The sequence below is a fragment of the Streptomyces sp. P9-A4 genome, from assembly GCF_036634195.1.
Lineage (GTDB): Bacteria > Actinomycetota > Actinomycetes > Streptomycetales > Streptomycetaceae > Streptomyces.
Genome location: NZ_JAZIFY010000001.1, coordinates 2,471,009 through 2,497,352, shown reverse-complemented (window position 1 = coordinate 2,497,352; position 26,344 = coordinate 2,471,009). Strand labels below are relative to the sequence as shown.

20 protein-coding genes and 1 pseudogene are annotated in these 26,344 nt (G+C 69.0%); 14 read left to right on the top strand and 7 right to left on the bottom strand.

Annotated elements, in window-relative coordinates:
• Positions 1–144: 144 nt before the first annotated feature.
• Both V4Y03_RS11200 and V4Y03_RS11195 read left to right on the top strand, forming a co-directional pair.
• Entirely contained in the window at positions 145–1,059 is a 915-nt protein-coding gene (locus V4Y03_RS11200) for a hypothetical protein (RefSeq protein ID WP_317873346.1), read from the top strand.
• Positions 1,060–1,198: 139 nt separating this feature from the next.
• Positions 1,199–2,536: an esterase-like activity of phytase family protein gene (locus V4Y03_RS11195; RefSeq protein ID WP_332434818.1), complete on the top strand. Its 1,338-nt coding sequence runs from the start codon at positions 1,199–1,201 to the stop codon at positions 2,534–2,536.
• A gap of 91 nt (positions 2,537–2,627) precedes the next feature.
• On the opposite strand, the gene V4Y03_RS11190 is transcribed toward V4Y03_RS11195, so the two are convergent.
• Entirely contained in the window at positions 2,628–2,861 is a 234-nt protein-coding gene (locus V4Y03_RS11190) for a twin-arginine translocase TatA/TatE family subunit (RefSeq protein WP_332434817.1), read from the bottom strand.
• A 165-nt stretch (positions 2,862–3,026) separates the two neighbouring features.
• Between V4Y03_RS11190 and V4Y03_RS11185 the strand changes: the two are divergent.
• Positions 3,027–3,230: pseudogene (locus tag V4Y03_RS11185) on the top strand (hypothetical protein); the annotation flags it as partial.
• A 140-nt stretch (positions 3,231–3,370) separates the two neighbouring features.
• Here V4Y03_RS11185 and V4Y03_RS11180 read toward each other — a convergent pair.
• Entirely contained in the window at positions 3,371–4,405 is a 1,035-nt protein-coding gene (locus V4Y03_RS11180; protein ID WP_332437152.1) for a sporulation protein, read from the bottom strand.
• A gap of 442 nt (positions 4,406–4,847) precedes the next feature.
• Between V4Y03_RS11180 and V4Y03_RS11175 the strand changes: the two genes are divergently transcribed.
• The 6 genes from V4Y03_RS11175 (at position 4,848) to V4Y03_RS11150 (ending at position 13,176) form a co-directional block, all read left to right on the top strand.
• Entirely contained in the window at positions 4,848–7,145 is a 2,298-nt protein-coding gene (locus V4Y03_RS11175; RefSeq protein ID WP_332434816.1) for a molybdopterin-dependent oxidoreductase, read from the top strand.
• A gap of 70 nt (positions 7,146–7,215) precedes the next feature.
• Entirely contained in the window at positions 7,216–7,767 is a 552-nt protein-coding gene (locus tag V4Y03_RS11170) for an EF-hand domain-containing protein (RefSeq protein WP_332434815.1), read from the top strand.
• A 797-nt stretch (positions 7,768–8,564) separates the two neighbouring features.
• Positions 8,565–9,218: a DUF6928 family protein gene (locus V4Y03_RS11165; protein WP_332434814.1), complete on the top strand. Its 654-nt coding sequence runs from the start codon at positions 8,565–8,567 to the stop codon at positions 9,216–9,218.
• 123 nt (positions 9,219–9,341) lie between these two features.
• Complete coding sequence (locus V4Y03_RS11160) at positions 9,342–10,934, top strand: restriction endonuclease fold toxin-2 domain-containing protein (protein WP_332434813.1); 1,593 nt, start codon at positions 9,342–9,344, stop codon at positions 10,932–10,934.
• Positions 10,935–10,948: 14 nt separating this feature from the next.
• On the top strand, positions 10,949–11,401 hold the full coding sequence (locus tag V4Y03_RS11155; RefSeq protein WP_332434812.1) for a hypothetical protein: 453 nt from the start codon (positions 10,949–10,951) through the stop codon (positions 11,399–11,401).
• Positions 11,402–12,738: 1,337 nt separating this feature from the next.
• Positions 12,739–13,176 carry a restriction endonuclease gene (locus V4Y03_RS11150; RefSeq protein ID WP_332434811.1) on the top strand — a complete coding sequence of 146 codons (438 nt, stop codon included), beginning with the start codon at positions 12,739–12,741 and terminating at the stop codon, positions 13,174–13,176.
• Between the two features lie 33 nt (positions 13,177–13,209).
• Here the strand turns inward: V4Y03_RS11150 and V4Y03_RS11145 are convergent, their stop codons facing one another.
• The 3 genes from V4Y03_RS11145 to V4Y03_RS11135 form a co-directional block, all read right to left on the bottom strand.
• Positions 13,210–16,992, bottom strand: coding sequence for a caspase, EACC1-associated type (locus V4Y03_RS11145; RefSeq protein WP_332434810.1), 3,783 nt, complete (start codon positions 16,990–16,992; stop codon positions 13,210–13,212).
• Positions 16,989–17,462, bottom strand: coding sequence for a hypothetical protein (locus V4Y03_RS11140; RefSeq protein ID WP_332434809.1), 474 nt, complete (start codon positions 17,460–17,462; stop codon positions 16,989–16,991). The genes V4Y03_RS11145 and V4Y03_RS11140 overlap by 4 nt, the downstream gene beginning before the upstream one ends.
• Before the next feature lie 408 nt (positions 17,463–17,870).
• Positions 17,871–18,254, bottom strand: coding sequence for an FtsX-like permease family protein (locus tag V4Y03_RS11135; RefSeq protein ID WP_332434808.1), 384 nt, complete (start codon positions 18,252–18,254; stop codon positions 17,871–17,873).
• 49 nt (positions 18,255–18,303) lie between these two features.
• Here V4Y03_RS11135 and V4Y03_RS11130 point away from each other — a divergent pair, with 49 nt between their 5' ends.
• A complete protein-coding gene (locus tag V4Y03_RS11130; protein ID WP_332434807.1) occupies positions 18,304–19,743 on the top strand; it encodes a tyrosine-type recombinase/integrase in 1,440 nt (479 codons plus the stop codon).
• A gap of 177 nt (positions 19,744–19,920) precedes the next feature.
• Entirely contained in the window at positions 19,921–22,068 is a 2,148-nt protein-coding gene (locus V4Y03_RS11125; protein WP_332434806.1) for a hypothetical protein, read from the top strand.
• Between the two features lie 93 nt (positions 22,069–22,161).
• Here V4Y03_RS11125 and V4Y03_RS11120 read toward each other — a convergent pair whose 3' ends face one another.
• The gene (locus V4Y03_RS11120; RefSeq protein WP_332434805.1) at positions 22,162–22,725 is read right to left on the bottom strand and encodes an SUKH-3 domain-containing protein; all 564 of its coding nucleotides are present in this window, start codon (positions 22,723–22,725) and stop codon (positions 22,162–22,164) included.
• Positions 22,726–23,066: 341 nt separating this feature from the next.
• Between V4Y03_RS11120 and V4Y03_RS11115 the strand changes: the two genes are divergently transcribed.
• A complete protein-coding gene (locus V4Y03_RS11115) occupies positions 23,067–23,426 on the top strand; it encodes a hypothetical protein (protein ID WP_332434804.1) in 360 nt (119 codons plus the stop codon).
• A gap of 250 nt (positions 23,427–23,676) precedes the next feature.
• Positions 23,677–25,149, top strand: a complete 1,473-nt coding sequence (locus tag V4Y03_RS11110; RefSeq protein WP_332434803.1) for a S1 RNA-binding domain-containing protein — start codon at positions 23,677–23,679, stop codon at positions 25,147–25,149.
• Between the two features lie 18 nt (positions 25,150–25,167).
• Here V4Y03_RS11110 and V4Y03_RS11105 read toward each other — a convergent pair whose 3' ends face one another.
• Positions 25,168–25,503, bottom strand: a complete 336-nt coding sequence (locus tag V4Y03_RS11105; protein ID WP_332434802.1) for a hypothetical protein — start codon at positions 25,501–25,503, stop codon at positions 25,168–25,170.
• 272 nt (positions 25,504–25,775) lie between these two features.
• Between V4Y03_RS11105 and V4Y03_RS11100 the strand changes: the two genes are divergently transcribed.
• Positions 25,776–26,228, top strand: a complete 453-nt coding sequence (locus tag V4Y03_RS11100; RefSeq protein ID WP_332434801.1) for a DUF6188 family protein — start codon at positions 25,776–25,778, stop codon at positions 26,226–26,228.
• Positions 26,229–26,344: the final 116 nt, after the last annotated feature.

Below are 26,344 nucleotides of genomic sequence, written 5' to 3'. Positions count from 1 at the left end.
GACCGAGTTCGTTCCGGCGCTGCGGGCGCGTGGCTGTTCCTTCGGGGGCGTGTGCCCGTGTCAGGGGCTCCGGACGCCGCCGGTTCACCGAACCCACCTCCGGGGGACACGCGGATCTCACCCTCCCTCACGACCATCGTCCGCATGACCTCCACCGCCACCTCCACGTCCACGTCCACGCCCGCACCCCGGGGCGCGCGCCGCGCGCACACCGCCGGTTCGGCCGTCGTCGGTTCGGCCCTCGCCCTCGCGGCGGCCGTCGCGCTCCTCGCCCCGGCCGCGCCGGCGTACGCGGCGGGCAACGCCGTCCCGACGTACGAGGTGAAGATCAACCTCACCGCGGCGGCCCTGGACGGCTCCCACAACCCGAGCGCGGCGGTGAAGTCGGCCTTCGGCATCACCGGTTCGGCCAAGTCCCGCTCGTACAGCTACTACGACACCGACGCGCGGGCGCTCGACGCCGAGGGCTGGAGCGTCCGCCTCCGCCACAAGGACGGTTCCTCCTTCGAGGAGACGTACAAGAAGCGCTTCCCCGTCACCGACGGCGACATCGACGCGGCGCTCACCGCGGCCAACGCCGCCGGCTTCGACAGCGGCGACACCAACTACGACGCCGAGGTCGACTGGGGCTACGCGAAGCAGACGCTGAGCTTCAGCAACGACAAGAGCCACAGCGCGAGCGGCTACTCGGGCACGACGCTGCCGACGAGCACCACCGGCCGCGGCTGGCTCGTCAACGACATCCCCGGCAAGCTGGCCGACTGGCGCGGCACCGCCTGGGGCACGAACACCCTCAAGGCGTCCCGCGCGCACGGCCCGGTGACCGCGAAGGTGTACGGCGGGGCGTGGGGCGGCTCGGACGACGCGAGCATCGAGGTGCTGCCGGTCGTCGGGGCGAGCGGCACGGGTACGGAATACGTCGTCGAGCTGTCCTTCAAGACGGACTCGTACGCCGACGCGGCCGACCTGCACGGCGACGCGATCGCGGTCGCCGAGGCCAACGGCTGGCTCCACCACGGGGACATCCTGAAGACACAGCTGATCCTCGACCGCTACTAGAAGAGGTTCGCGGGCGCGGAGCCGCGCGTTCATCCAGGGCTCTCCTCGTCGTCGTGCGGACGATGCCCGTCGTTGTGGCCGGAAATAGACCATGAGGCCGCCTCCACGGGTGACATCCACACGTTCAAAGGGAGTTCAGATGAATCCGCGCCTCCTGCGCCGGCCTGCCGTCGTGGTACTGCCCCTCACCGCCGCGCTCGCGATCACGGCGGTCATGGGGACGGCCGAGGCGGAGCCGGCGCGGCACGGTTCCGCCGCCCGCGTCGTCTCCACGTCGACCCTGCCCGACATCCCGCTGGCCGGCTTCAGCAACGGCCTGCTGCCCGGCAGCGTCGACGACGACCGGGACGTCGACCTGGGCGGCATCGGCAGTGACCTGTACCCGGCCGGGCGGCGCGGGGAGTACTGGACGGTCACCGACCGCGGCCCCAACGGCCAGATCGCGGTCGGCAAGGACAAGCGGCGCACCTTCCCGGTCCCCGGCTTCGACCCGGCGATCGTGAAGATCCGCGCGGTCGGCGGCCGGATCCAGGTCCTGAAGTCCATCCCGCTCACCACCGCGTCCGGCGCGCCCGTCACCGGCCTGCCGAACCAGCGGGGCCGCGACGAGGCCCCGTACAACTACGACGCCTCGACCCCGCTCGCGTACGACCCCAACGGCCTCGACACCGAGGGCCTGGTCCGCGACCGCGACGGCAGCTTCTGGCTGGTCGACGAGTACGGGCCGTCCCTGGTGCACGTCTCCGCGAAGGGCCGGGTGCTCGCCCGCCATGTGCCCAAGGGCCTGAACCTGACCGGCGCCGACTACCCGGTGATCGAGTCGCTGCCGTCGATCTTCCTCAAGCGTAAGGTCAACCGCGGCTTCGAGGGCCTCGCGCTGCTGCCCGACGGCGACCTGGTGATGGCGCTCCAGAGCCCGCTGCTCAACCCCGACAAGGCCACCGGCGAGGACTCCCGCAACACCCGCCTGGTGCGCTTCTCGCCGCGCCAGAACCGGGTCACGGCCGAGTACGCGTACCGCTTCGACGCGGTCGGCGAGGTCGAGCCCGGCCAGACGAAGACCTCCGAGCTGAAGATCTCCTCCGTCGTCGCGCTCGGCGGCGACCGCCTCCTCGTGCAGGAGCGCACCGACAAGTCCGCCCGCGTCTACGAGGTACGCCTCCGCCGCGGCGCCGACATCCTCGGCTCGCCGTGGGACGGCGCGGCCGCCCCGACCCTGGAGCAGCTCGACGACACGACGCCGGCGAAGGCCCCGTTCCTGGCCAAGCGCCTGGTGGTCGACCTGAACACCGTCGAGGGGGTCCCCGGCAAGATCGAGGGCATCGCCGTCGAGGGCTCGTCGACCCTCGTCCTCCTCAACGACAACGACTTCGGCATGACGGACGGCCCGTCGGCCTTCGACGCGAACGGCCGCCTGGTGGACAGCGACGTGGAAACAACCCTGGTCCGCGTCCGCCTGAACCACCCGCTCCGCTGACGGAATGAAGTCCGGGGGCGGCGGGAGGCCGTCCCCGGCGGGGCGTCGTCCGGAAGGTCCTTCGCGACGGGCGGCGCGCCGAGGACCGGGCTCACTTGGCGCCCGCGCCCGTACCCCCGCCCGTGCTTCCCGGCGTGGCCGGTGCGTCGGTGACCTGGTAGGTCACCTGCGGTTCCGGCGCGCCCTCGGTCTTCATCGCCTTGCTCTCGCTCTTGAGGATGCGCGCGGCCTTGCCCGCGTTCCGCGCCAGCTCGGGGAGCTTCTTGGCGCCGAGCAGGACGATGACGACGATGAGGAGGATGGCGATCTCGCTGATTCCGAACACTGTTCTCCACTCCCTGTGGAATCGGGGCCTGCGGCCTGCGGTGCCGCCGGGGGCGACCCCTTCCCGGTGTCGTCCAGGAGCCTGAATCTACAGTGCTGTAGAAGATGCGGGAAGTGCGGTGAGGTGCGGAGCGCGGCCGTGCTGTGGGGCCCGCCCCCTCCTGTGCCGGAGCCGGTGTGCGGGTGCACCCGCCACCTGGCGAAGCACGACAAGCAGGGTCGGTGCCACGAACGCGTCGAGGTGCCGACGGCCTGGGACGAGACGAAGAAGCCGCTGCGGTACGAGGCCGGGCAGTGCAACTGCCGGCAGTACGTGGGGCCGCAGCCGTTGTCGCAGGTGTTCGCGGAGGACCTGACGGACCTGGCGTAGCCCGCCACCCGCGCGACCGGAGCCCCCTCCGGGCGCCGCGACGGTCGATGCCTCCGAGCACCGCGACCGCCGCGGCTCCCGGCTCCCGCCCTGCGGCTCCCGGCCCCCGTCCCGCGGCTCCCGGCCCCGTCCCGCCGCTCTCAGTCCTCGTCGCCGCTCTCGTCCTCTTCCTCGTCGCCCTCGAAGAAGTCACCGATCTCGTCGACGACTTCGGCCGCGACCATGCCGCCGACGACCCCCACGGCGAGCCCGGCGGCTCCGGCCGCGACGGCGGTGCCCATGCCGGGACCGGAGTGATGCCCGTGGCTGTCGCTGTGGCCGTGGCTGTGGCCGTAGGAATCGTGGGATCCGTGGGATCCGTATGCGGCGTGCGACCCGTGCGACCCGTGCGATCCGTGCGCGGCGCGGTGCTCGACCAGCTGCCGCATCCAGGAGCCGACTTCGGCGTTCCAGTCGATCCGGTCGACGCCGTGGTGGCTGACGGTGAAGCGAGTGACGGTGTCCTGGCCCTCGGAGAAGAACCCGCCGCGCTTGTCGGCCTCCAGGACGACATCGACTCCGGCCGGCCCGGCGAGGAAGGTCACCTCGATCTCGTTGACCTGGGACGCGTACTGGGGCGAGGGCGTGACCTCGATCTCCTGGTAGAAGGGCAGCTGTTGCCCCGTCCCCCGGATGTGCCCGAGTTCGAGGCCGGCGGACCGGAAGCCGAAGCCGAGCCGGCCGAGGGCTTCGAGGATCGCCTCCTGGACCGGCAGGGGCCGCACCGCGAGGGGGTCGAGGTCGCCCTTGTCCCTGGCGCCGGAGATGCCGAGTTCGGTCCGTACGCCCAGGGTGATGCCGAGGCCCTGGCCGTACAGCTCGGTGATCGGGGTCTCCCAGGGCAGGTTGACGCCGAACGGGACGGTGCGCAGCTCGCCCGCGGAGAGGCGGAAGCCGCCACCGACGGTGAAACGCTCGAAGACGACCGTGCCCTCGGACTCGCCGTCCTCGTGCTCGGCCTCGACGCGGGCGACGAGTTCGAGGGTGATGTGCTCGATCGTGAAGTCGGCGTCGCCGCCCTTCAGATGGACCTGACCGGCCAGACCGCCGCCCGGCGTCACCGCGCCGGGGTCGAGGACGGTGTCCACCGAGGGGGCGCCGACGCCGAGGGATCCGAGCAGCCGCTTGAACACCATCGTGGCGTTCACTCCTTCTTACGTACGTGTACGGGTCGAGCACGGGCTGCGCGAGCCCACCCCGTGCCTCTACATCACTGTAGAAGGATAGAGGGCGAGTACTCCAACGGAAGTGCGCGCCAAGGCGCTTGGGGAAGAAAGTCCGAAAGGTGAGCACGAAGCCGACCGGAACCTTCGGGCTGTCGGTGGGGTGGACGCCGGTGGGGGCGTAGGGAGGGCCTGGGCGGGGGAGCGGCTGCTGCCCGGTTCGCCGGGGACGAGCGACGGCAGGGCGGCCGTGAGGGCGGTGTCGCCGAGTCGCCCAGGTCGAAGGCGACGGTTCCACCGACGGGGTTGGGCAGGCGGCCACGGGGGAAGTCTCCGTCCCGCGGACCGTCGACCGACCGTTGTCCGAGAGCAGCGGAAACTTCAGGGATGGAGTTGATGCACGGTGGAACGACGCATGCCGGTCGCGACGCACTGGGGCAGTTTCATCGCGGTGGTCGACTCCGGCCGGTTGGTGCGCATCGAGCCGAGGGGCGATGACCCCGTGCCGTCACCCATTGGCCCCGGAATGGTGGCAGCCGCCGACGACAGCGCTCGCGTGCTGCGCCCCGCGGTGCGCAAGGGCTGGCTGAACGGCCTGCCGCGCGTCCACGACACGGCCAGAGGCGCGGATGCCTTCGTGGAGGTGAGCTGGGACGACGCGATCACGCTGGTGAGCGATGAACTGCTTCGAGTTCGCTCACAGCACGGAGACAGCGCGGTGTTCGGCGGATCCTACGGCTGGGCGAGTGCGGGCGGCTTCCACAACGCGCAGGGGCAACTCCATCGGTTCCTGGCCTTGGGCGGGGGATACACCGACTCTCGCAACACGTACAGCACCGCGGCTCTGGAGGTCGTCCTCCCCCATGTGATCGGCGGGCATCCGTGGAGCTACCAGTCCCGGATGCCGATGTGGGACGAGATCGCCGAGAACTGTGAGTTGGTGGTGGCGTTCGGAGGGCTGGCCCTCAAGAACAGCCAGATCAACCCTGGTGGGCTGGCCAGGCACCAGACGCGGAACCTGCAGCGCCGGTGCCGTGAGGCCGGGGTGCGGTTCGTGAACATCAGCCCCATCCGCAGCGATGCCGCCGGCTTCCTCGACGCCGAGTGGCTGCCCGTCGTGCCCAATACCGACACCACCGCGATGCTCGGAATCGCACACACGATGCTGGTCAACGGGTGGCACGACGAGGACTTCCTTCGCCGGTGCTGTGTCGGATTCGACCGCTTCGCCTCCTACCTGGTCGGCGAGCCCGATGGCGTCCCCAAGGATGCCGCCTGGGCGGCGAGGATCACGGGCATCAGCCGCGACGCGATCACCGACCTCGCTCGCCGCCTCACCACACGGCGTTCACTCGTCATGGTCAACTACGCGGTGCAGCGGGCGGACCACGGCGAACAGCCGATCTGGATGTCCGTCGTGCTGGCCGCCATGGCGGGCTCGATGGGCCGGCCCGGCTGCGGCTGGGGCGCGGGTTACGCGACGATGGACGCGACCGGCGTCGCCAGGGGCCGCCCCTCCGTGGCGGCGTTCCCCGGGGCTTCCAACCCCGTGCCGGATTTCATCCCCGTCGCGCGGATCGCCGACACCCTGCTGCATCCGGGCAGGACCATCGACTACGACGGCCGGCGCCTCACGCTGCCCGAGCTTCGCCTGATCTACTGGTGCGGAGGGAACCCGTTCCACCACCACCAGGACCTCCATCGGCTGACCCGGGCCTGGCAGACTCCTGACACGGTGGTGGTTCACGAGGCCTGGTGGAACACCACGGCCAAGTTCGCGGACATCGTCCTTCCTGTCGCCACCAGCCTGGAGCGCGACGACTTCGCCGCCGGATTCTCGGACCCCCACCTCACCGCGATGCCGAAGGTCCGCGAGCCGGCGGGTGAGTCGCGCACCGACCACCACATCTTCACCGCCTTGGCCTCCCGGCTCGGATACGAGCGGGAGTTCACGGAGTCGCGCTCCGAGATCGAATGGGTCCGGCACCTTTACGAGCAGACGAAGGCCGAACTCGGCGACGATGCCGCCTTGCCGAGCTTCGACGACTTCTGGCGAAACTCCGCCGCCGAGTTGCCGGCGTCGACGGGGCCGTATCCCGGCAGCTTCGAGGCGCTCCGCTCGGATCCGCAGCGGTTCCCCGTGCCGACGCCCTCGGGCCGGATCGAGATCTTCTCCGAGGAGATCGACTCGTTCGGCTACGACGACTGCGCCGGGCATCCGGCCTGGTTCGAACCGGCCGAGTGGCTTCGTGGCGATCTGGCGGAACGATTCCCGCTGCATCTGATCTCGAATCAGCCCGCTTCCCGCCTGCACAGCCAGTACGACAACGGTGGCCACAGCCTCAGTTCGAAGATCCGCGGCCGTGAGCCCGTGACGATCAACCCGTCGGACGCCGCGTCACGCGGCATCGAGAACGGCGTGATCGTACGCGTCTACAACGACCGAGGCAGCTGCCTCGCGGGTGCGGTCCTGTCGGACGACGTCATGCCGGGTGTCGTACAACTGTCCACCGGAGCGTGGTGGGATCCAGTGCGGCCAGGGCTGAGCGGAACGCTGGACCGCCACGGCAATCCGAACGTCCTCACGGCGGATCGGCCGTGCTCGCGCCTGTCCCAAGGGCCGAGTGCTCTCAGTGCGCTGGTCGACATCGAGCTCTACGACGGCCCCCTTCCCGATGTGTTCGCCTTTGCGCCACCGAAACTCGAACATTGACACGAATGTCGGAAATCCCTACGCTCGCCCGTTTTGCGCGTGCGTAGGGGAATGAATACGGTGCGCAACCGTGACTGCACTTCAAAACCTCAAGTACGCACAGTGGTTCAGGGGCGCCGACGTCGACGGCGACGGGTTCATCACCCAGCGGGACGTCCGAATGATGAGCGAGCGATACATCGCCGCCCGCGGCGCCGCGCCGGACTCCGCGCCCGCCCGCCTGCTCGCCGAGGGGTTGGACGGGTTCTGGAGGAACGTGATCGCCCCGATGGACCAGGACGGTGACGGGAAGGTCGATCTGCGGGAGATGACCGAGGGGTTCCATCGGGTCCTGACCGACCCCGCCCTGTACCCGCAACAGGTCGAGCCGGTGACCGAGTGCTTCTTCGACCTCGTCGACCTCAACGGAGACGGCAAGATCGACCAGGCGGAGTTCCAGCAGATGTTCGACGCGGTCGCCAGAGTTCCCGGCGAGGACTGCGCCGCGGTCTTCGCCGCTCTGGACCGGGACGGCTCCGGTGCACTGGACCGCGCCGAATTCCATCAGGCGGTCACGGAGTTCTTCTACGGCAACGACCCCGACGCTCCTGCCAACCACCTGTTCGGCAGGGTCACCGGCTGACGGCCCCAGGCACGGCCCGGCACCCGCACGCCCCTGGTTCGGCGGGAACCCGAGACCTTCCGCGTGCGTCCACGCCCGCCTGTGCGGCGCGCTCAGATCCTGCTCCACGTCGTCCAGGAAGAAGAACGCCCCAGTTCCGGTGAAGATCCTGGAGATGAGGCGGCTGCGCCGTCCGGGCCCGCGCCCCGCGCGGCGGGGCGGTCGCCCCGATGAGCGGTACGGGCCCGGTCGCGCCTTGCGGCGGCCGGGCTCGTGGCGGGCGCCCGTCGCGGCTCGACTCCGATGCCGCACGCACCGCCCTCCCTGCGGGGGCTGCTCTGACCTGCGGAGACACCGTCAGCAGTATCGATTCCGATGTCCGACCGGAACGCCGCTTCCCGTCCTGAGGGTGATCACGCGGTGGTTCCGGTACGCGGACCATGGCCGATGGCTCACCCTCGGTAACTGGTGCAAGCTCCAGCGCACCCCGCCCAGCGTCACGACCACCCTCTGACCTGCCCGTCGCCCGGCCGCCGTCCCGGGTGACCGCTGCGAGCGTCACGCCCGGTCGAGACGTTCCCGGCGGACGGCTTCGCTTTCCCCCCGACCAGCAAAAAGACCCTCCCGAAGGAGGGTCTATCGCGGAGCGCCCCCGGCAGGACTCGAACCTGCGGCCAAGTGCTTAGAAGGGACTTGGTGGGTGGGGGCGTGGGGCGTCTCTGACCTGCGCGGACGTGCGTAGTAGCTGCCCGCTCCCGAAAACTTCGGGCGTTTTCGGGACGGCGGGACTGTCAGTGGTGGGGGCTAGCGTGCGTCGCATGGGAGCGAAGACGGCGCTACTGGCGTACGCGGACGGAGACGTGGCCTCGGCGCTGCGGGAGGCCGGCGAGCCGGTGGCTGAGGGAACGGCGGCGTTGATCGCCAAGGTCTTCCCCTGCTGGGGGATGGAGTCGACGGAGGGAGAGGTCCTGGGGGAATCGACGTACCCGCCGGAGGGACTCACGTACGCGGCGAGCTTCCCGGGCGTGGACCTGGTCTGCGATCGGCGTCTGATGTTCGACCGCCCGTCGGAGCTCCTGGCGCACCTCCTGGAAACGGCAGCGGGACGCCGGGTGATCCTGCATGCGATGCACAGCGTCTCGGACTGGCTTGCCTTCGCGGTCTGGGAGGACGGCCGTCTCTGCCGCTCGCTGAGCCTCTCGCCGGACGGCGGCATCGTGGAGAACATCGGTGACCCGTTCCCCTTCGAGACGCCCTACTGGGCGGGTGACCGTCCCGTGGAATTCGACCCGGACTGGGACGAGGAGCCGTACGCCCTGCCCTTCCACCCCCTGGAACTGGGCAATGAAGCCCTGCGCGCCTTCTTCGGCTTCCTCCTGGAAGGCCGGCCCTTGCCCGAGGACGTCGACCCGGACGAGGTCCCACTGCTCGGTTTCCGCCTCTTCGCCGACAGCAATGAGCCGAGCAGCTGACACCGCCCAGACGATGGCATCCGTCTGAGATAGGTTGACGATTCACGTCTGCAAGGGGGTGCGACGGTGGCCGGTCTTGCTCCGGATGTCAAGTTCATCGCGGAGGGAATGATCCGCGGGTCCATGGGGCTTCTCGACACGATGCGGGGAGCGCGTGACACGGCCATTGCCGTCGGCCACGAACTGGCGCGACAACAGGGGATGGCAGGGGACGACGAGGCGGGGCGAGCCTTTGCCAAGGTGTACGTCTCGGCAGCCGCCGCGACGCTCGACAAGATGGGCTTCAGTTCCTACGTCCTTGGCGAGACGAGCAAGGGGCTGATGCGTAACGCCCGTGAGTTCATGGCCGAGGAGAGCCGACAAGTCTCTGCCTTCCTGGGACGACAGGCCGACCTCACCGCAGGGATGGGCGACCCCGGCGCAGACTGCACCGAGAACTACCTCGGGCTCGGCCAGGAGCTCCCCGAAGTGGTGGGGGAGACCGCCTGGTACGAGCAGTACGCCCCCAGCGGCGGCAGCGACCGCTTCCGTGGCTCGCCGGAAAAGATCCGGGACGTCGCCGGCTCCTGGCGTCACGCCGGAGTGCTCATGCAGCGCTTCCTGGAGGACGCGCAGGCGTACGCCCTCACCGCGAGCAAGGCACACTCCGGCGAGGCCGCCGATGCCTTCCAGACGTACGTCAAGTACAGCGTCGGCCTCACCTGCCCGCCGGCGAAGGCGGAGGATGGCGAGCCGCTGGTGACGAACCTCGTCGCTGCTTGCGCGCAGGTAGCCAAGGCGTGTGACCGGTACGCCGAGCACGTGGAGGCTGCCAAGGGGAAGATCGCCGAGCGCAAGCTGGACCTCTTCGCGGTCGACATGCCCTGGGACCAGCCGACGTTCGGGGGCAACGGATACGACGGCGGACTGCTCGATGCCGTGCTCGGGGACTCCTGGATCCGGGACCTCGGCTCCGTGGGGCATGCACTGGACTCGTCCGCCGCACGCATCAAACTTCCCGCCGCCGATCCGCCGGCGGCACCCACCATCCCGGGATTCCCGTTCCTGCCGCCGCTCATCCCCGCGCCGATTCCCGTACCCGTCCCGATCGTCCTCGCGTCGTACACCGGGCAGGTCCCGGCGCTGGCTCCGATGATCAACCCAGTCGACCCGGGTATCTCCTTCGCCGACCCGATTCCGCCGGTCCCTGGGACGACCCGTCTGCTCACCGCGGCAGAGCAGCAGCAGTTCCGCGCGTGGACGAATACCCTCCGACCCGGCGGCCTGGCCGGCGGCGGTGGCCCGGCGGCCCCGGACAACGCCTACCAGCTCCGCGTGGCCGGCTATCCCGAGCGTGAGGTGCCGTTGCTCGGGAGCAAGCGCGGGCTGATGGTGGACGGCATACGCCCCCTCGACGGCCACCTCGTCGAGGCGAAGCACGTACGGGACCCGGACTGCACGAAGAAGAGCTTTCGCACCCTCGACCGAGTCGAGGAGACACTGGCGAAGCCTGTCAAGATCAACAATCAGGGGAAGATCGCATGGGACCCTGTCGTCGACTCCATGTACGCGGGTGACGAGAAGGAGCTCATCCGCTACAAGCAGGCCATGGCCAACCCCGCCAACAGCGAGATCAGGGGCCTGGAGATCGTGACGAACGGCAGGGACAACGCCGTCTACTGGCAGTCCATGATGGCGATGACGGGCACGCCAGGCTCGACGCGGTACGTCCCCTGAGAACAAGGAAGACCATGGCCACGGAACGAAACATCCGGACGAACTTCGCCTTCTATCCCCCCGAGGGGGACGGCGGAGCCTGGCACGCCACGCTGGACTCCCTGGAGCGGGCGCTGCGAGAGGCGTTCCCCGACCCCACCATCGGGCACCGGCGGTCCGGCGTCCACGAGATGACCGTCCTGGACTTCGAGATCGAGCTGTCGCCGGATGTGTGGCTGGACGGCACCGCGGCCATCACCGAGCCCGACTACGCCTACATCACCCTCACCGACGCGACCGCGGACGAAGCCGGCGCCTTCGCCGTCTGGCTGCGCGACTCCTTCGCCCCAGCGCCTAACCTCGTGCGCTTCGCCAGCAGCCTCGCCATGGCGAACGGCGAGGACACCCCCTCACCGCTGCCGACCGCAGGGGGCCGCGAAGACATCGGCGACCTGCTGCGCCGGCACCTCGACACATTCGACTACTGACCGGCGACCACCAAGCGTCTGCCGCCTGTGTGACGCTGCTTCCCGTTGGTCTAATCGGCCGATGGAACGTAGGGCCGCAGTGTCACAGGCCCGGATACCTTCCGCCGAGCCCCGGAGCGGGGCTCGGCTCGAAGAGGCGGTCCGGCGGGTGCAACGCAGGCCGCTCTGCCTCTGCCCGGACGGGACTTGTGCTGACACTGTCGGCGGGTGACCGGATGTGCGCGCATCTCACCGGTCCCGTGCTGCACGCCAGGCGTCGGTGATGCAGCCCTCCCACGACCTCTTCGTCCCGAACGAGGTTCGGGTGGAGTCGGGGTCAGGCGGTTTGGTGTTTTGCCTGGTCAGGGTGTTGGGGGCGGGCGGTCTCGGGTGGTCTGGAAGTGGACCAGGGAGTGGGCCGGCTCCCAGGCGGCTCCCAGGAACCCGCGGCGGGGTGGGGCCGGGCGAGGTCGGGTCGTCTGTCGTCTCCACGATCCGGGCCAATAGAGCCTCCATCCGCAGGTCAAGCGTCGCCCTCCTCCTCGAGCGCCACTCCGAGCGCGGCCATGGCAGGCGCGAGTTCAGGGTCCCGGTCCACATCGACCGGGCGACCGTCGAGAGGTGGTTGCGGGATTGCCCGCGTCCGGCGGCAGGACCGCCGGGCTCACGCAGCTTCGTCTGGACGTCCGGGACGCGAGGTCAGCCAGGAGGATCCCGCAGATGACCCGCGTGATCGCGAGGTGCTCAGCCGCTCGGGTGCACTGAGGTACGCGTACGCGTCCGAGCGGCGGTGCGCCTCGTTGGCGTCCTGTGCCGAAGACATGTCGTGGCCTCGCGGACTGGGCGCCGAGTGCGAGTTCCGCCATGTCTGCGAGGTGGCATGGAGGGTCTGAGGGGCGACGCCGGACGAGACCGGAACTGATCCGGGAGGCCGCTGGTGGATGGCACGGGGCGCGTTCTCTCCCACTCAGACGCGTGAACGTACTTTACGGAGGACCCGTTTAGGTCACTGGCCTGCTTCGAGCTCTACTCGTGCCGCGCTTCGTTGGCCAGACTGTCGGACACGACGGCGCCTCGGGGCGGGAGCTTGCATGGTGGGTAGGCATGGACGAGGTGCGGTCGCGCGAAGGCGGACGGCCGTCCGGTCGCGGCGGGTGGCCTTGGGCGGTGGCGCAGCGATAGCCCTCGGCGTGATGTTCTGGTCCACGGTCTGGCCCTACCTCGTCTGGGTGCTGGTTTTCGGAGGCATGGGTGGCACCGCCTGGTGGCTCTGGCATACGGACCGACGAGTCCGCGGGCGGGACCGCCTGTGGCGGCAGGCTGACAGGGTCGAGAGCGGGCGGCGGACACTCGCGGAGATGGACGCGATGACTGGTACGGAGTTCGAGGAGCAGGTCGCGGCCCTGTGCCGGAGGGACGGCTGCACCGGCGTACGCCGCGTCGGCGGCGCGAACGACAACGGCGCTGACGTCGTCGGCCGTCTCCCGGACGGCCGGACCATGGTGATCCAGTGCAAGCGCTACGCGCCGACCAGGACGGTCGCGAGCCGCGAGATGCGTGATCTGCTGGGGGCCAGGGTGCATTTCGGAGTCGATCTGGCGGTGTTCGTGACGACTACGCGGTTCAGTCGGCCTTCCCAACAGTTCGCCGTACAGCACGGCATTCTCGCGGTGCACCGTGACCTCCTCGGGCTATGGAACAGCGGAGCGTCGCTGCTGTCGCTCGGTGAGGTGAACGGTGGCGGACAGGGGGATCCTCAGCACCGGACGCGATGGAAGCGGGCGTACGGAGAGTGAGAGCCCTTGCCGGATCAGAACGGCGGGCCTGGCTCACCCCCGCTGTTCCTCTGTCTCGTACAGCCTCCAGGCTGGCCATCGAGCCGCTTCGACTTCGCCATCTCCACCGTCCAGCAGACTCCGCCGGCGCAGCACAAGCCGAATGTGGCGTGCCGCGTCGGTGCCCTCTTCGACTCCTCTGTCGAGCAGTACAGCTCTAGGGGCGGTGCCGCCGATGCCTCCCACCAGAGCGTCCACCGGATGCCCGTGAACGGTCTCGCCCAGTGTGACAGCGGCTCCCGCCTCGCGGGAGAGGACCTGGTACAGGCGTTTGAGCAGCACGTCTTCGCTGCTGTCACGCGGGGGCACGCCGTCGCGCTCCGCGCTCTCCAGCAGCGCAGCGGCCACGCCTCCCCGCTTCCGCCAGCGCTCCTTGTCTCCCACGACGATGAGGTGACTTCGCGCGCGGGTGACGGCGACGTTCCAGAGGTTCAGCTGCCCGCCGACCCATTCGACGGCACCGGGGTGCATGCCATCCCCGGCGACGAGGGTGAACACCATGACATCGCGTTCGCCGCCCTGGAAGGTGTGCACTGTGCCGATGCGCAGACGCTCCTCGTCGTATGGTCGCAACCGCCTCCGCAGCGCTTCGGCTTGCGGCGCGAAGGGAGTGACGACGCCGACGGTGGCTTCGGGCGGCAGCTGTTCCAGAAGGTAGTTGACGCTGTCGAGCGCCTTTCGGATTTCATCTTCGTTGACCCAGGAGCCACCGAACCGGGGGCGGGTGGCTCGTCCGGGCACGTCTGTCCAGATGACTGCGGGACGCGGCAGAGCGGGGCGGCCGCGGGTGTCCGTGAGGACGGTCAGTCCGCCGTCGTAGAAGAGGTCGTTGGAGATCGCGGCGATGTGCGGGTGGCAGCGGAAATGCTCGTCGAGAAGCAACGTGCCGCCCGCGGAGCGTTCGGCGGCGTGGAAGGCGGAGTGGCGCCGGTAGGCAAGGCGGTGTTTCTCAAGCCATTCCGGCCGTAGCCCGTTCCCGCGGCGAATGAGCGAATCGCGGTGCGGGCTGGTCTTCGTGATGTGCGTGAGCTGCATGGGGTCGCCGATGACGAGGGCGCGCCGCGCGCGGAAGAGCAGTGGTAGGACGTGCGGGATCGCGCATTGGCTGGCTTCGTCGATGATGACGAGATCGAACAGTGCCGGGCCCAGCGGAAAACGTCGGGCGGAGAGGCTGGTTACGGCCCACCCGGCCACCGCAGGTGTATCCGGCGAGCCGTCTGAGCGGCCCAGAACCCTCCGCATCTGCGGCCAGTCGCTGCGGCTGCCGTCCTGAGCGGACAGCAGATCGAGGATGCGACGGCGCCCAGCCCAAGCGGCGGATTGCACCGTGGTGGCGAGGAGAGCACGCGAAGCGTTCTGAACGCGGTTCTCGGCGTCGCCCAGTGCGCGCGCGAGCGCTGTGTCGTCCACGGATGCTGCGTGCTCGTGCCCGTCACGCCATTCCGTCTCGGCCGCGGCGAAGCCGGCGATCGCGAGGCAGCCCGCGGCGGAGTCGCCGTCATACCCGTCCAGACCTGCCCGACGCAGGAACCTGGCCCGGCGCCACGACCCGAGGAAGCGCGCGCGGGAAAGGCGCCGCGACTTGTCCTCCAGCTCCCTCGGCCGGGGTAGACGACCGAGTAGGCCCTGGAGTTCGGCGACGGCGATCCCCAGCTGTTCCGCGTGGTGCTCGCGCGACTCGCCTGCCCGGCGGAGCCGCAACTCCGTCGTCGCGATGTGCGCCAGGTTCCGCCGTACTTCTGCCAGATGGTCGGCGGCCAAGGTGGCCTCCATGGACGCCGTGGCCACGGTGGACGACGGCTCCGGGCCGGTGCGCAGCGCGTGCAGCGCGGCGGCCTCGTGCTCCGCGTTGCTCTTGGCGTTCTTCCGTGCTGAACCTGTCCGTACGATGCTGCCGGGCACCAGTGTGTCGCAGCGGCGCCAGACCTCGTCCACGGCTTCGTTGTTGGTGGACGCGACCAGTACGGTCTGACCGGCAGAGATCGCGGTGGCGACGAGATTGGCGACCAACTGACTCTTGCCGGTGCCGGGGGGCCCGGTGGCCACTGTGAGCCGGCGGGTCATGGCGGCCCGGAGCACCGCGGTCTGCGCCTCGTTGCAGGGCAGTGGGGTCACGAGGCGTGCCGGTTCGGGTTCCGTGTGGCCGAGGGCTCGTTCACGCTGCGAGGTTTCGGGCGCGAGGGCCCCGAGGGCGGTCTTCTCGATCTGGTCGGTCCGCTTGGCGATGTCCGCGAAGTCGTTGAGCAGGCGCTTGGTGAAGCCTGTCTGGGGGCGCGCCGCAAAGAGGACCGCGGTGTTGCGGGCACCGTGGCCGGGTGTGCGGACGTCGATGCGGTCGGCGAGACGGTCGGGCTGGAGTTCCTGCACGCACGGCAGTTCGAACTCCTGTGTAAGGAGGTTGCGCACCTCCAACGCCATACGGTCGTGCTGCCCTCGATGCCAAGACGGCTGGAACGTGTCGATGAGCTGGGTGGCCTCCTCCTCGCCGAGCCAGTCGAGAGCCAGCTGAGGATGCGGCTGGACCGGGCCGTACGGCTTGAGCCTTACCTCGCCCTTGCCTTCGCCGTCGCCCTCACCCCGGACGATCTCGACACGGCGTACCAGAAGCGGCGCGAACTTCGGGTGCCGCCAGGGGTGCCCGGAGCGCGGCCCGGTGAGGACCACGGCGGGGTAGCCCGCCCAAAGCTCCGCGTCCTCCTCGGTCGCCGAATGCACCAGTGAGGCTGCTTCTTCGGGGAGTGGGGTGCATCCGTCGTCGTCCACGTCGCCGGAGATGAACCTCTCAGCGCCGTCCAGGCATACGTACGACGTGTTCTGGTGGCCCACCTCCATCAGAGGCGTCTCGGCGCTTTCGGCCAGCACGCACTCGCGGTAGTAGTCCAGCAGGCCGGCCCAGGAGGGCTGCGTATGGGCGGACTTCGCGGCGTGCGGCTGTGGCGGTTCCTCGGCGCTGGCACGGGGTCGCGGACTGGGGGGATCGAGGATCGGGGCCCGGCCGAATGGACTGTCCGCGATGACGATTCGATCATCGACGCCGAGCGCGGAGTGCACCGGCACCTGGCGGCCACCGTCCTGGGCACGCATGCGTCGGTTCACATAGTGGAAAAGGTCGCTGATCTGTACTTCACTGCCGCCGTCCTTGCTGACCTTCCCCGTGCGCAGGGCTTCGATGACCTCACCGGTGAACGCCGACGGCCTCACGTGATCGCCGCCGACCGCGTCAGCGAACGAGTCTTCTCCGGCCCGTGAGGACGACAGGACGTACACGCCCCTGCTGGTCAGTGGAGGCTGCTCGCCGGATTTCGCCACGGAGCTGTCAGACCGTCGGTCCGACGTACGCAGCCCCATGGCGAACCCGCCGCTGCGGCAACAGTCGATCATCACGATCTTCTGCGGTGCGACGCATTCTTCCAGCGAATCATTGAGGAAGCCGGCGCTGACACCGGTCGTGGCCACTCTGTCATAGTCGGTGTCCTTGGCGACGAAGTGGAACTCACCGCCGTCACGCACCGTGCGTACACCGTGCCCGGAGACGTATACGAGCGCGAGTTCGTCCTCGTCGCGATCCTGAAGGAACTCGCCGATGACCGCCCGCATGTCGTCTGCTGTGAGATCGGATTCTGTCTGGACAGAGACGAAGTTGCCGATGCTGCGGTGCTTCAGGACCTGGGCGAGCCCCCATACGTCCGCTCGGACGGAGGCGAGTGGCGAGAAGCGGCCGTCGTCGTAGTGCTCGTTGCCGATCAGAAGAGCCCGGCGCTTGTGGAGGCGGGTCACGCCGCGCTGTCATCCGGGCCGGGGCCGTTGTCGCCGGAGACCCGGTCCTGGAATTCGCGGACCATGCGTTCTTGAGCGGCGTCAGGGCGTCCGGTGATCTCAACGGAGTCGCCCGCGATGGTGACCACGACCTTGCGGTGTCGTTCCTTGGCGCACCACTCCTTGATCAGGGTGATCAGCACCTGCGACGCCGGGCGAACGACAGCTGCAGTGGTAGCGGCCCAGAGAGCCACCTCGCCCACGCCTGTACCTTTGTGGCCCGGTCCGGTGGGCCTTTCGGCGTCATGGAAGCCGACGACGAGACCCTCTGCCCTCTCCAGGCTGTCGTGCAGATCCCGAGTGAGGCGCTCCTGCCGGAGCGTGTCGCCGCCTGTGGGTACGGTGAGTGTCCACTGTGCTCCCCCGTCGCGCATGTGCTGCCCCTCGCGTTCGCCTGTTTGCTTGTCCGGCCCGTTCAGCGACTTTGGCACGAGGACGTTCGCTGGTGACAGCCGGGGGCGGAGGGAGGGGCGGCATCCGGCCACCTCCGTTCTTTGAGGAGTGGCGTCTCAGCTGCCGACCGGCGGATCCTCAGGACGGTAGCGCTGGGGATTGTGCGCGGTGTCGGTTCCCAAACGGCTCCCAGGTTCCCCCGGAAACGCCTCAGGGGCCTGACCTGCTCTCGCGGATCAGGCCCCTGAGGGTTTTGCGGCTGTCGGGGTGGCGGGATTTGAACCCACGACCTCTTCGTCCCGAATGAGGTTCGGCCCGGATCTTCACCGGCCTGTTTGCCGTTTCGCCTGGTCACAGCGTTGGTGTGCGGTGGGCTCGGGTGGTCTCGCGGGGGCTTGGGGAGCAGGTCGACTCCCAGACGGCTCCCAAGCGGGGCCGGGCGCGAATCAGGCTTCAGTGCGGTTGAGGGTATTGCCGAGGCGGCGTGGTGCGGCGAGTGCCCCGTAGGCTGCGCCGAGGATGACGGTCAGGGCGACGACGGCGGAGATGGCTGCCCAGTCCATGACGACCGGGATGTCCCCGGGCCAGTTCCGTGCGGCGCTCAGACCCCACCCGGCGGCGGTGCCGAGCACTGCCGCGAGGGTGGCGATAGTGACCGACTGACAGACGACGATCCGGCGCAGCGTACCCGGGGACAGGCCGACGCGGTGCAAGCGCACCAGGTCGGGTCGGAGCTCGGTCGCGGAGGAGGTGACTGTGATGCCGAGAACGGTCACCACGGCGGCCAGTGCGAGGCCGAGCAGGAGGTACCACAGGGAGGGCGGTGTCACTTCGGGGCAGCGACCTGGAGAACTGGCTCAGCGACTGTGAGGCCGCTGCGTGACTGTTCGGTCCTACAAGGTCCGCTTCTACAAGACGGAGGTCTACGAGGGGAAGCGCGGCTCCACCTACACCGTCCGCTGGTCGGTCGATGGCCGGCGGCACGGCGAGACGTTCAAGAAGAGCGCGCTCGCCGAGTCCTTCCGCGCCACCCTGCTCGTCGCCGCCAACAATGGCGAGCCCTTCGACCAGGACACCGGCCGACCTGTCTCCCACGCCGCGCCGTCCACCGAGATCACCTGGTACGACTTCGCCATCCAGTACGTCGACATGAAGTGGTCCCGCATCTCGGCGAACAACCGCATCAGCACCGCCAAAGCCCTGACCAAGGCCACGCTCGCACTCCTCCGGGCCGAGCCCGTCCAGTACGAGGGCGTGGACGTCCGCAAGGCGCTGCGCGAGTACGCCTTCAACAAGAACCGCCGGGAGGAAGCCCCGTCCGAGTACCGGGCGATCCTGGCCTGGATCCGGCGCAACTCGCTCCCGATGAGCGCTTGGGAGGACACCAAGCACGTCGACGCCGTCCTCCATGCCCTCGACACTGTCCTCAACGGCACGCCGGCCGCCGCCAGCTCTGCCAAGCGCTACCGCCGCATCCTCAACGTGGTCCTGCGCCACGCCGTCCGCCAGAACGTCCTTCGGGCCAACCCCATGCCCAAGGGGAAGGAGGAGAACGCCGCCCCGAAGACCTCCGGCGCCGTCGACAAGCGATCCCTCCTCAACCCCCACCAGGTGGCCGGCCTGCTCGTCTGGATCGCCGCTCGGCCTCGCACCGGCCATCGGCTCACCGTGTTCTTCGCGACCCTGTACTACACCGGTCTGCGCCCTGAGGAAGCGGTCGCCCTGCGAGTCGAGGACGCCGTCCTGCCCGCGACCGGCTGGGGCGAGCTCCGTGTCCACACGGCAGAGCCCGAGGTTGGCAGCCACTGGACCGACGACGGCGAGGTCCACGAGACCCGTAACCTCAAGGGCCGCGCATCCGGAGACACCCGCGCTGTCCCCGTCCACCCCGACTTGGTCGCGAGCCTCCGGGACCTGATCGCACGCGAGCAACTCAAGCCCGGTGGCCTGCTCTTCCCCGGAGAGAAGGGCGGTCTCCTGGCCGGCTCCGTCTACCGACGGATCTGGGCCAAGGCCCGCAAGGCCGTCCTGCCCGAGCACGAGTTCAAGTCGCCTGTCGGGAAGCGCGTATACGACCTCCGGCACACCTGCCTGACGACCTGGCTCAACAACGGCATCCCGCCCGCCCAGGTCGCCGAATGGGCCGGCAACAGCGTCCCCGTCCTGCTCTCCACCTACGCCCGCTGCATCACCGGGCAGATCGCCGAACTCCAGCAACGCATCGAAGGCCCCCAGGCACTGCCCGGTCCGCGGCTGCCTTCGAGCATCGGTCTTACCCGTGCCGCAGCCTCTTCGGCGAGAGGTGCTCGGGCAAGGTGACTTCTCGACACGATGCTTATCGCGCGTTGCCGACGGAGCCGCGCCTTGAAGGCTGTTCTGTGCGATGTGCCGTCGTGTGACGCGGCCGATCACTTCAACCAGCTGGAAGGGTGCCTGATGAGCCTTGCAGCTGGCTGCGGGGAGGCTCTGTCAGAGGCGGCTGGCACCATGCCCCGCATGGATCTCGCACACCCGCTCGACGACCTGGACGCTTTGCCCTGGGCCTCCTCCTCCCACGCGTACGGCAGCGCGGAGGACGTTCCTGACTTGCTTCGGGCTCTGACAGGTACGGACGCCGCTGCGGCGTCCGAAGCGTTGTCGGAGCTGTATGGGAGCGTGCTGCATCAGGGGACGGTCTACGCGGCCAGCGCGGAAGCGGTGCCGTTCCTCGCCAGGATCGCGGCGGCCGGCCACCGTACGGCTGACGTCCTCGGGTTGCTCGGTGGCATGGCCGAGAGCGAGGACGAGTACGGCGTGGCACCGGGTGGTGTTCGGGCGGCCGTGGCCGCGCAGTTGGAGCTGCTTCTGCCGTTGCTGGCCGACGCCGAGCCGGACGTCCGGCGGACCGCCGCCTGGGCGGTTTCGCACACCCGCGCAGGCAGAACCGTCCTGCCCGCGCTGGGGATCCGCTGGGCGGAGGAGACAGAGTCCACCGTGCGGGCCGAGGTCCTGGCCGGGATCGCTCGGCTCGACCCGCAGCGCGGAGTGGTTGAGGCGGCTTCCGTCCTGGACCCGTCCCAGCCTGCCGTGGTGCGGCTGGCCGCCCTCTTCGCCTGTCTCGATGCGGACGCTTCGTGGACTGATTCCCTGCACACGACGATGCTGTCGCTCCTGCCCGCCGACTCCTTGCGTTCCGACTTCGACCTCGAACGCGGCGAGCCACTGGCCGCCGTCGTCGAAACCCTCCTGGGCCGGGATCGCGGACTGGAGCGGGAGGCAGCGTTCGCCCTGGTCGACGCGGCCCTGCGCGATAGCCGGGCCGAGGTCCGGGCCGAAGGCGCCTGGGCGGCCGACCGCGCCTGCATGCTCTCGCGCAGTGCCCCGCAGCAGTTGGTGGAGAGCCTGCGTGCGGCGGCCTTCGACGACAAGGCAGTGGTGGACATGGCGTCTCTCTTGGAGCGGCTGGCCCACGCTGCCGAACCTGCTGTGGCCGTGCTCGCCCCTCTCGCCGGACGGAACCTGGACCGGGAGGACGATCACGCCGACCGTGCTCTGGCCGCACTCGTGCTCGTCGCACCCGAGCAGGCTGCCCCGCTCCTCGCCGCCGGCCTTGGGCGCCGCCCGCGTGCCCTCGACGCGGCGACCGGCTTGTGGGACGTGGAGAGCGCGGCCTTCCCGTTCGACAGGCAACTCCTCGATGCTGTTCGCTCCCGCCTCTCCCAGCCCGCGGCGCTCAGCGGCAACGAACCATGGCAGCTGACCAGTCTGTTGGCCGGGTGGGGCGCCGAGGCGGCGGCTGCGCTGCCCGAGCTGTGTGCAGCGGTCCCGCACTTTCCTGCCCAAGCCTCACGTGCCCTCGTCTCCGTCGTGGCGGACTGCGCTCCGTCCGATCGCGACATGGCCCTTGCCGCGCTGCGTACGCCAGTCCAAGGGAACGTCCTCCCGGCGGCGAAGGCCCTGTACGACCTCACGGACGATCCCGCACCGCTGCTGCGATGCCTCGAACAGGAACTCGGCCGTGGCGGCCGAGACCTGCGCGACGCCGCCAGGATCGCTGCCGTACTTGGTCCCCGGGGAGTGGTCCTAGCGCCGCTCCTGCGCGGGGCGCTCAGTGACCCGGCCAAGGACACCACGCCCGCGCTGGACACGGACACGGCCCTCGCCGAAGCCCTGTGGCGCGTCACGGGGGACCCGGAACCTGTCGCCGCCGTCCTTGCGTCGGTCTTCGACCGCGCCGCGCAGAGCCAGTGGACCCGCTGGTCGGTGGCGAGAGCCGCCCGGGCGACCGCGCTCCTCGGCCCTGCCGGTCGTTCGCTCATCGACAGGCTGGAGGCGGCCCTCGACGATCCGGTGCAGGCGCCAGCCGTGGTGCTGGCCCTCGTAGCTGTTGCGGACCCTGCTGCTCTGGACCATGCCGCGCTCGCCTCCGCCGCCCTGGCGTCCGCCGAGTCGGACGCCGATCCGGTGGGGGCCTGCGACGCCCTGGAAGCCCTCGGAAGCGCCGCCTTGAACAACGACCACCTGCGCCGGCTTGCGGTCCTCGCCGACGGCGACGCCCGGGTGGTCCGCTCGGGAGCCGAGAACCGCATCATCCGCCAGGACGAAGCCTTCCGGAACCGGGCCAGGTCGCTCCTCACCGCATTCAGGAATGCTGCGGCGTCCTGAGTGGATGCTCGTGAGTGCTGTGTCGGTCCGCTGACCTACACAGCACTCCTCGGTCGTGTCGGCGGCTCGGGGCGGTTTCTCCTGCGGCCCGGTCTATTCGGAGTCGGGCATGCGAACGGGCATGACACCGAGAACGAGGTTCTCCATGGCCTCGGGCATACGGCCGAAGCGGGCCAGCCAGTCGGCGACGACGTACAGTTCACCGTCCTCGTCCAGGCCGAGGAACGCGTGACCGTGGGCGAGTTCGCCCACCGGGAAGAGGTGGTGGCCGATCTCCTGCCCCCACTCGTTGAAGCGGTCGGCCTCGCCCAGCGCCAAGAGCGGGTCCAGATCGAAGGGTTCCCGCGCGCGCGTGATGCCGGCACCACCATGCTCCACCGACAGTCCGCCGAACTTGCGCAGGAAGTCGTCGGCAGCGGCATGAGAGCGGAAGCCGTCCTGCTCCATTTGTTGCTTCCAGCCCCTCGCATCGACAGCCCGTCCGGGATGCCAGCCCGTCTCCCGCAGAACCTGCTCCACCTCGGACGCCCATGCGTGCGGCTCCTTCAGCCCTACGGCGTCATCGGTACGCACCAGAGTGGCTGCGAGCGCGGCGGCCTTCGCCGGATCGGGCGTCGTCAGCCGGACGACGTCTCCCCGCCGGTCGTGACCCACCACCTCGTACCGTCGGGACGAGCGAACATCGCCGGGAGCAGGGCATGCCCCCACTCTCCCCAGCTGTCCCCTGGAGACACACTCAGCTGTTCCATCGACACCCAGGGGTACATCGCACCGAGCGTGGCTTCGTGGCGGGCCGCCTCGATCAGACAGCCCAGGGATGGCAGAACCTGATGGCCGTCAGCAGGCCGAGTGGGGTACGTCTCCAGCAGCTTCGACCAGGCTGCTGCGTGACCGAGCGACGCGGGAGCGGAATCCATGCACCGACCCTGACGGCGCCAACCGCCCCCGTCAACGGCTGTGCCTCTGGCCGCCAGCATCCGCCGTGCGACGATCCCGGTGTGAACGCTCCAGAAGACCTCTCCGCCAACGAGCGCGCATTCATGCTCAACGCCTTTGAGATCGACATCCTCCCGGGCGTCCGCGGCGATCTGGACGAACCCCTCGCATCGGCGCCGCCTGGAGAACTGATCCCCATCCTCCTTCCCCTGATCGACAGAGGGTGGATCGATGTGTGCCGCGTCATCCCCTGGACGCCTCCGAGCGGGGGCGCCGGCGAGCAGCCTGGTCCGCCCCTCGCCCGCGAGGAACTGTTGAAGGTCCTGGCCGACGCGGACAACTGGGAGTATCCGGAGAGCGGTGACTGGATCGGCTGCGTGACGCTCACCCACACACCCGAGGGCCGTCTGATCTCCTGGTGAGCCGCTTCCCTTCTTCGGTAGCTCGGGAAGCATGCAGTTGCCTCTGCCATCCAATCCGATGACACAGCGGCTGGGTTCGCTGTTGTAGGAGCTCGCTGGCTCATGTCACGGAGCATTGCGCTGACCAGCAGGTTCCTGATCCGTCTCAGGGCGTTGTCCACACCGCTGTCTCACCTACCGGGCATTTCCTCGTTGGGGTGGCAGCGGCGTGCTGGATGATGGGACGGTGCAGCGCCCCTACGTCTACCGCGTGACCAAGTACGACCCCGCCGACCGTGACGAACACGGGCATTACGCTGGCAATGAGGACACCGTCAGCGATCACGGCGAGGTCGAGGCGTCTTATCTTCAGGCGGTCGCGGCCTTCGCCGAAGACACCGGCGTCGATCACCTGGCTGTACGTGAACCGCAGGTCCCGTCCTTCGCGCACTTCGGTGCGGAGCCTCCGGTGGACGGCTTTGGGTTGGCCGGGCTCTTCCCTGCCGGTCCGACCGGTTTTCACGACGGGGCAGAGGTACCGCTCGACATCGCGCTGGAGCTGGTGCGCGCCATGTTGCGTAACAACGGCGCCTGGTGCCGACTGGAGGCAGAAGGCTCGTTCGCGGGCCATGTGGGATGGGACCAGTACCTCTACATCGGCAGCAGCCGGCCCTGCGAGGAGGCCCTGGCCCGAACCCGCGCGCTGGGGCTGTTCCCGGAACGCCTGGACTCCTCTCCGTACGAGATGGAGACCGATGGCGCAGAAGTCCAGCGGCCCGGCGACGACGAGTTCTGGGCCGGTCTGCGCTGGGCAGTCGCCGCATGCCGCGCCGGGCTCCTGGAAGAGACGTACATCGACGGCGCCTCGCGGTGGCACCGCCTCACGCGCGACTCCATCGACACGGTTCGCGCCGGGATCGCTCCCCGCGCCCGGCTGGCCGTGTGGCCGGACCTGTCCTCCGACGTCGACGCAGCCATCGCTGCCCTCCCCGCCGAGGGCCTCGTCGAATGTGTCTGGCAGGACAAGGACGGCCGGATCCACAGCGCTGTCGCTGACGAGGATGAGTTCGCGGAGTTGGCCGCCCGGCTGTCCGATGCCGAAGCTGCAGCGCTCCTGTCCGTGTATGCCGATGAACGTGCGCCTCTGTTCACCGCTGTCATGCCTGACGACGACGGAGTGGTACGGGCCCGCTGGCAGACCGAGCCGACGCCGAGCGACCGGAACTGGGCCTTCCTCAAGACCCTTCACCGAGGCGAGACCGTCACCGGCACGGTGACCCACATCGCCGACTTCGGCGTCACCTTCGTGGACATCGGCGGCTTCGAAGCGATGATCAATATCCCCGAGCTGTCGTGGCGCCCCTTCGACCACCCCTCCGACGTCGTCTCCGTCGGGCAGGAGATCAACGCCGAAATTCTCGACGTCGATCCCATCCGCGAACGCGTATCACTGTCCCTCAAGGCCCTGCACGAAGATCCGATGCCGCTGCTGACCGTGCAGATCGGCCAGACCCTCGTCGGTCGCGTCACCAAACTCATACCGTTCGGCGTCTTCGTACGCATTGAAGAGGTGGAGAACGGTTTCGAGGGGCTGGTACACAACTCCGAACTGGCCGACGAGCACCTGGAAAACCCTCAGCTCGGCATCCAGCTGGGTGACGCACTACTGGTCAAGATCCTTGACATCGACACGGTCCGGCGTCGAATCACCCTCTCGCACCGGCAAGCTGTTTCAGGGCTCTAGCCCCAGGCCGTCTGACGATCAAGGCGACGGGACGAAAGTCGCCGACTGGTCAACCAGGAAGGGGGAGCCGGACCCGGCAGGCTCCCAGCCCTGCGCCAGCGCCTCTTTGATGCTGGCGGCAACATGATCCGGCCTGACGGGCTCCGCTTCAACGCCCAGCCAGTTACTGGGGTGCGGTTGGCCAGTGGTGACAACCAACGTCCTGCCCGGGCGGTCGTCGTCGGCGAGTTCGACGGCGTAGGCCAAGGGCGTCCAGCACAGTCCCTGCATGTAGGACGGCTTCCGGCGGATCCGCCAACGGTAGGCGGCCCCGTCGACTGTGATCCGCCGAGAACCCTTCTTGTTCAGCGCCATCAGGCCCCCTCTCCTGCTCTCGGACTGTAATGCCCTGCCATCGGCCTGTCCCCGTAGATTCCTGGCTGCGGTGGCGACCTACTTCCCGGAAAGGCGAGCGTCCCGAACCGGTGTCCCGTCGCATCGGAGCTGTCTCTGGATCTTGGCCTGAGCCGCTGGTTCGCCAAGTGGATCGAGAACACACCTCGCCGGATTCTCAACAGACGTGGCTTCGGCGGAATCGCTGATGACCGTCCGTCGCCCTTGGCTGGGCCGTGCACCATGGTGGGGTGATGAGCACCGAAGCAGAGCCTGTGGAACACGATGACCGGTGGACCTTGAATCTCCGAGGGTGGGGCGTTGCTGGGATCACTGTCGACTACCGCCTCACGCTGACTCTCGACGGAGGTTGGGAAGTCGTACTCGAAAAGCCTGCTCAGCTCTCCTCCGGGCCGGCCCACACCAATCCCGGCGTGCTTCTGGTGCCGGAGACCCAGGACGTGGCCGCAGCCCTCCCGCTCTTCGGGACGAAGGTCGTCTCTGCGGTCGCCTTCAAGTCCGGCACGCTTCGGATGGTGTTCGAGGATGGCTCGCATCTGACGTGTCCCACCGATGCGGCGTTCGAGGCGTGGCAGATCACAGGACCTGGAGGATGGCGGTTCGTGTCCCTGCCGGGAGGCGACCTCGGCGTTTGGTCCGCCTCCGCGGCGAATGAGAATCCGCAAGGTCGGTCTGCAGCGCATTGAGAATCTGCCAGCTGGAGTGCGACGGGACACCCGCGAGTCTCTCGGAGACGGCGCAGGCGTCATCGATGTGACATCGGACCTGAGGGTGTGCCGCGAGATTTGAGACCCCACAGCTG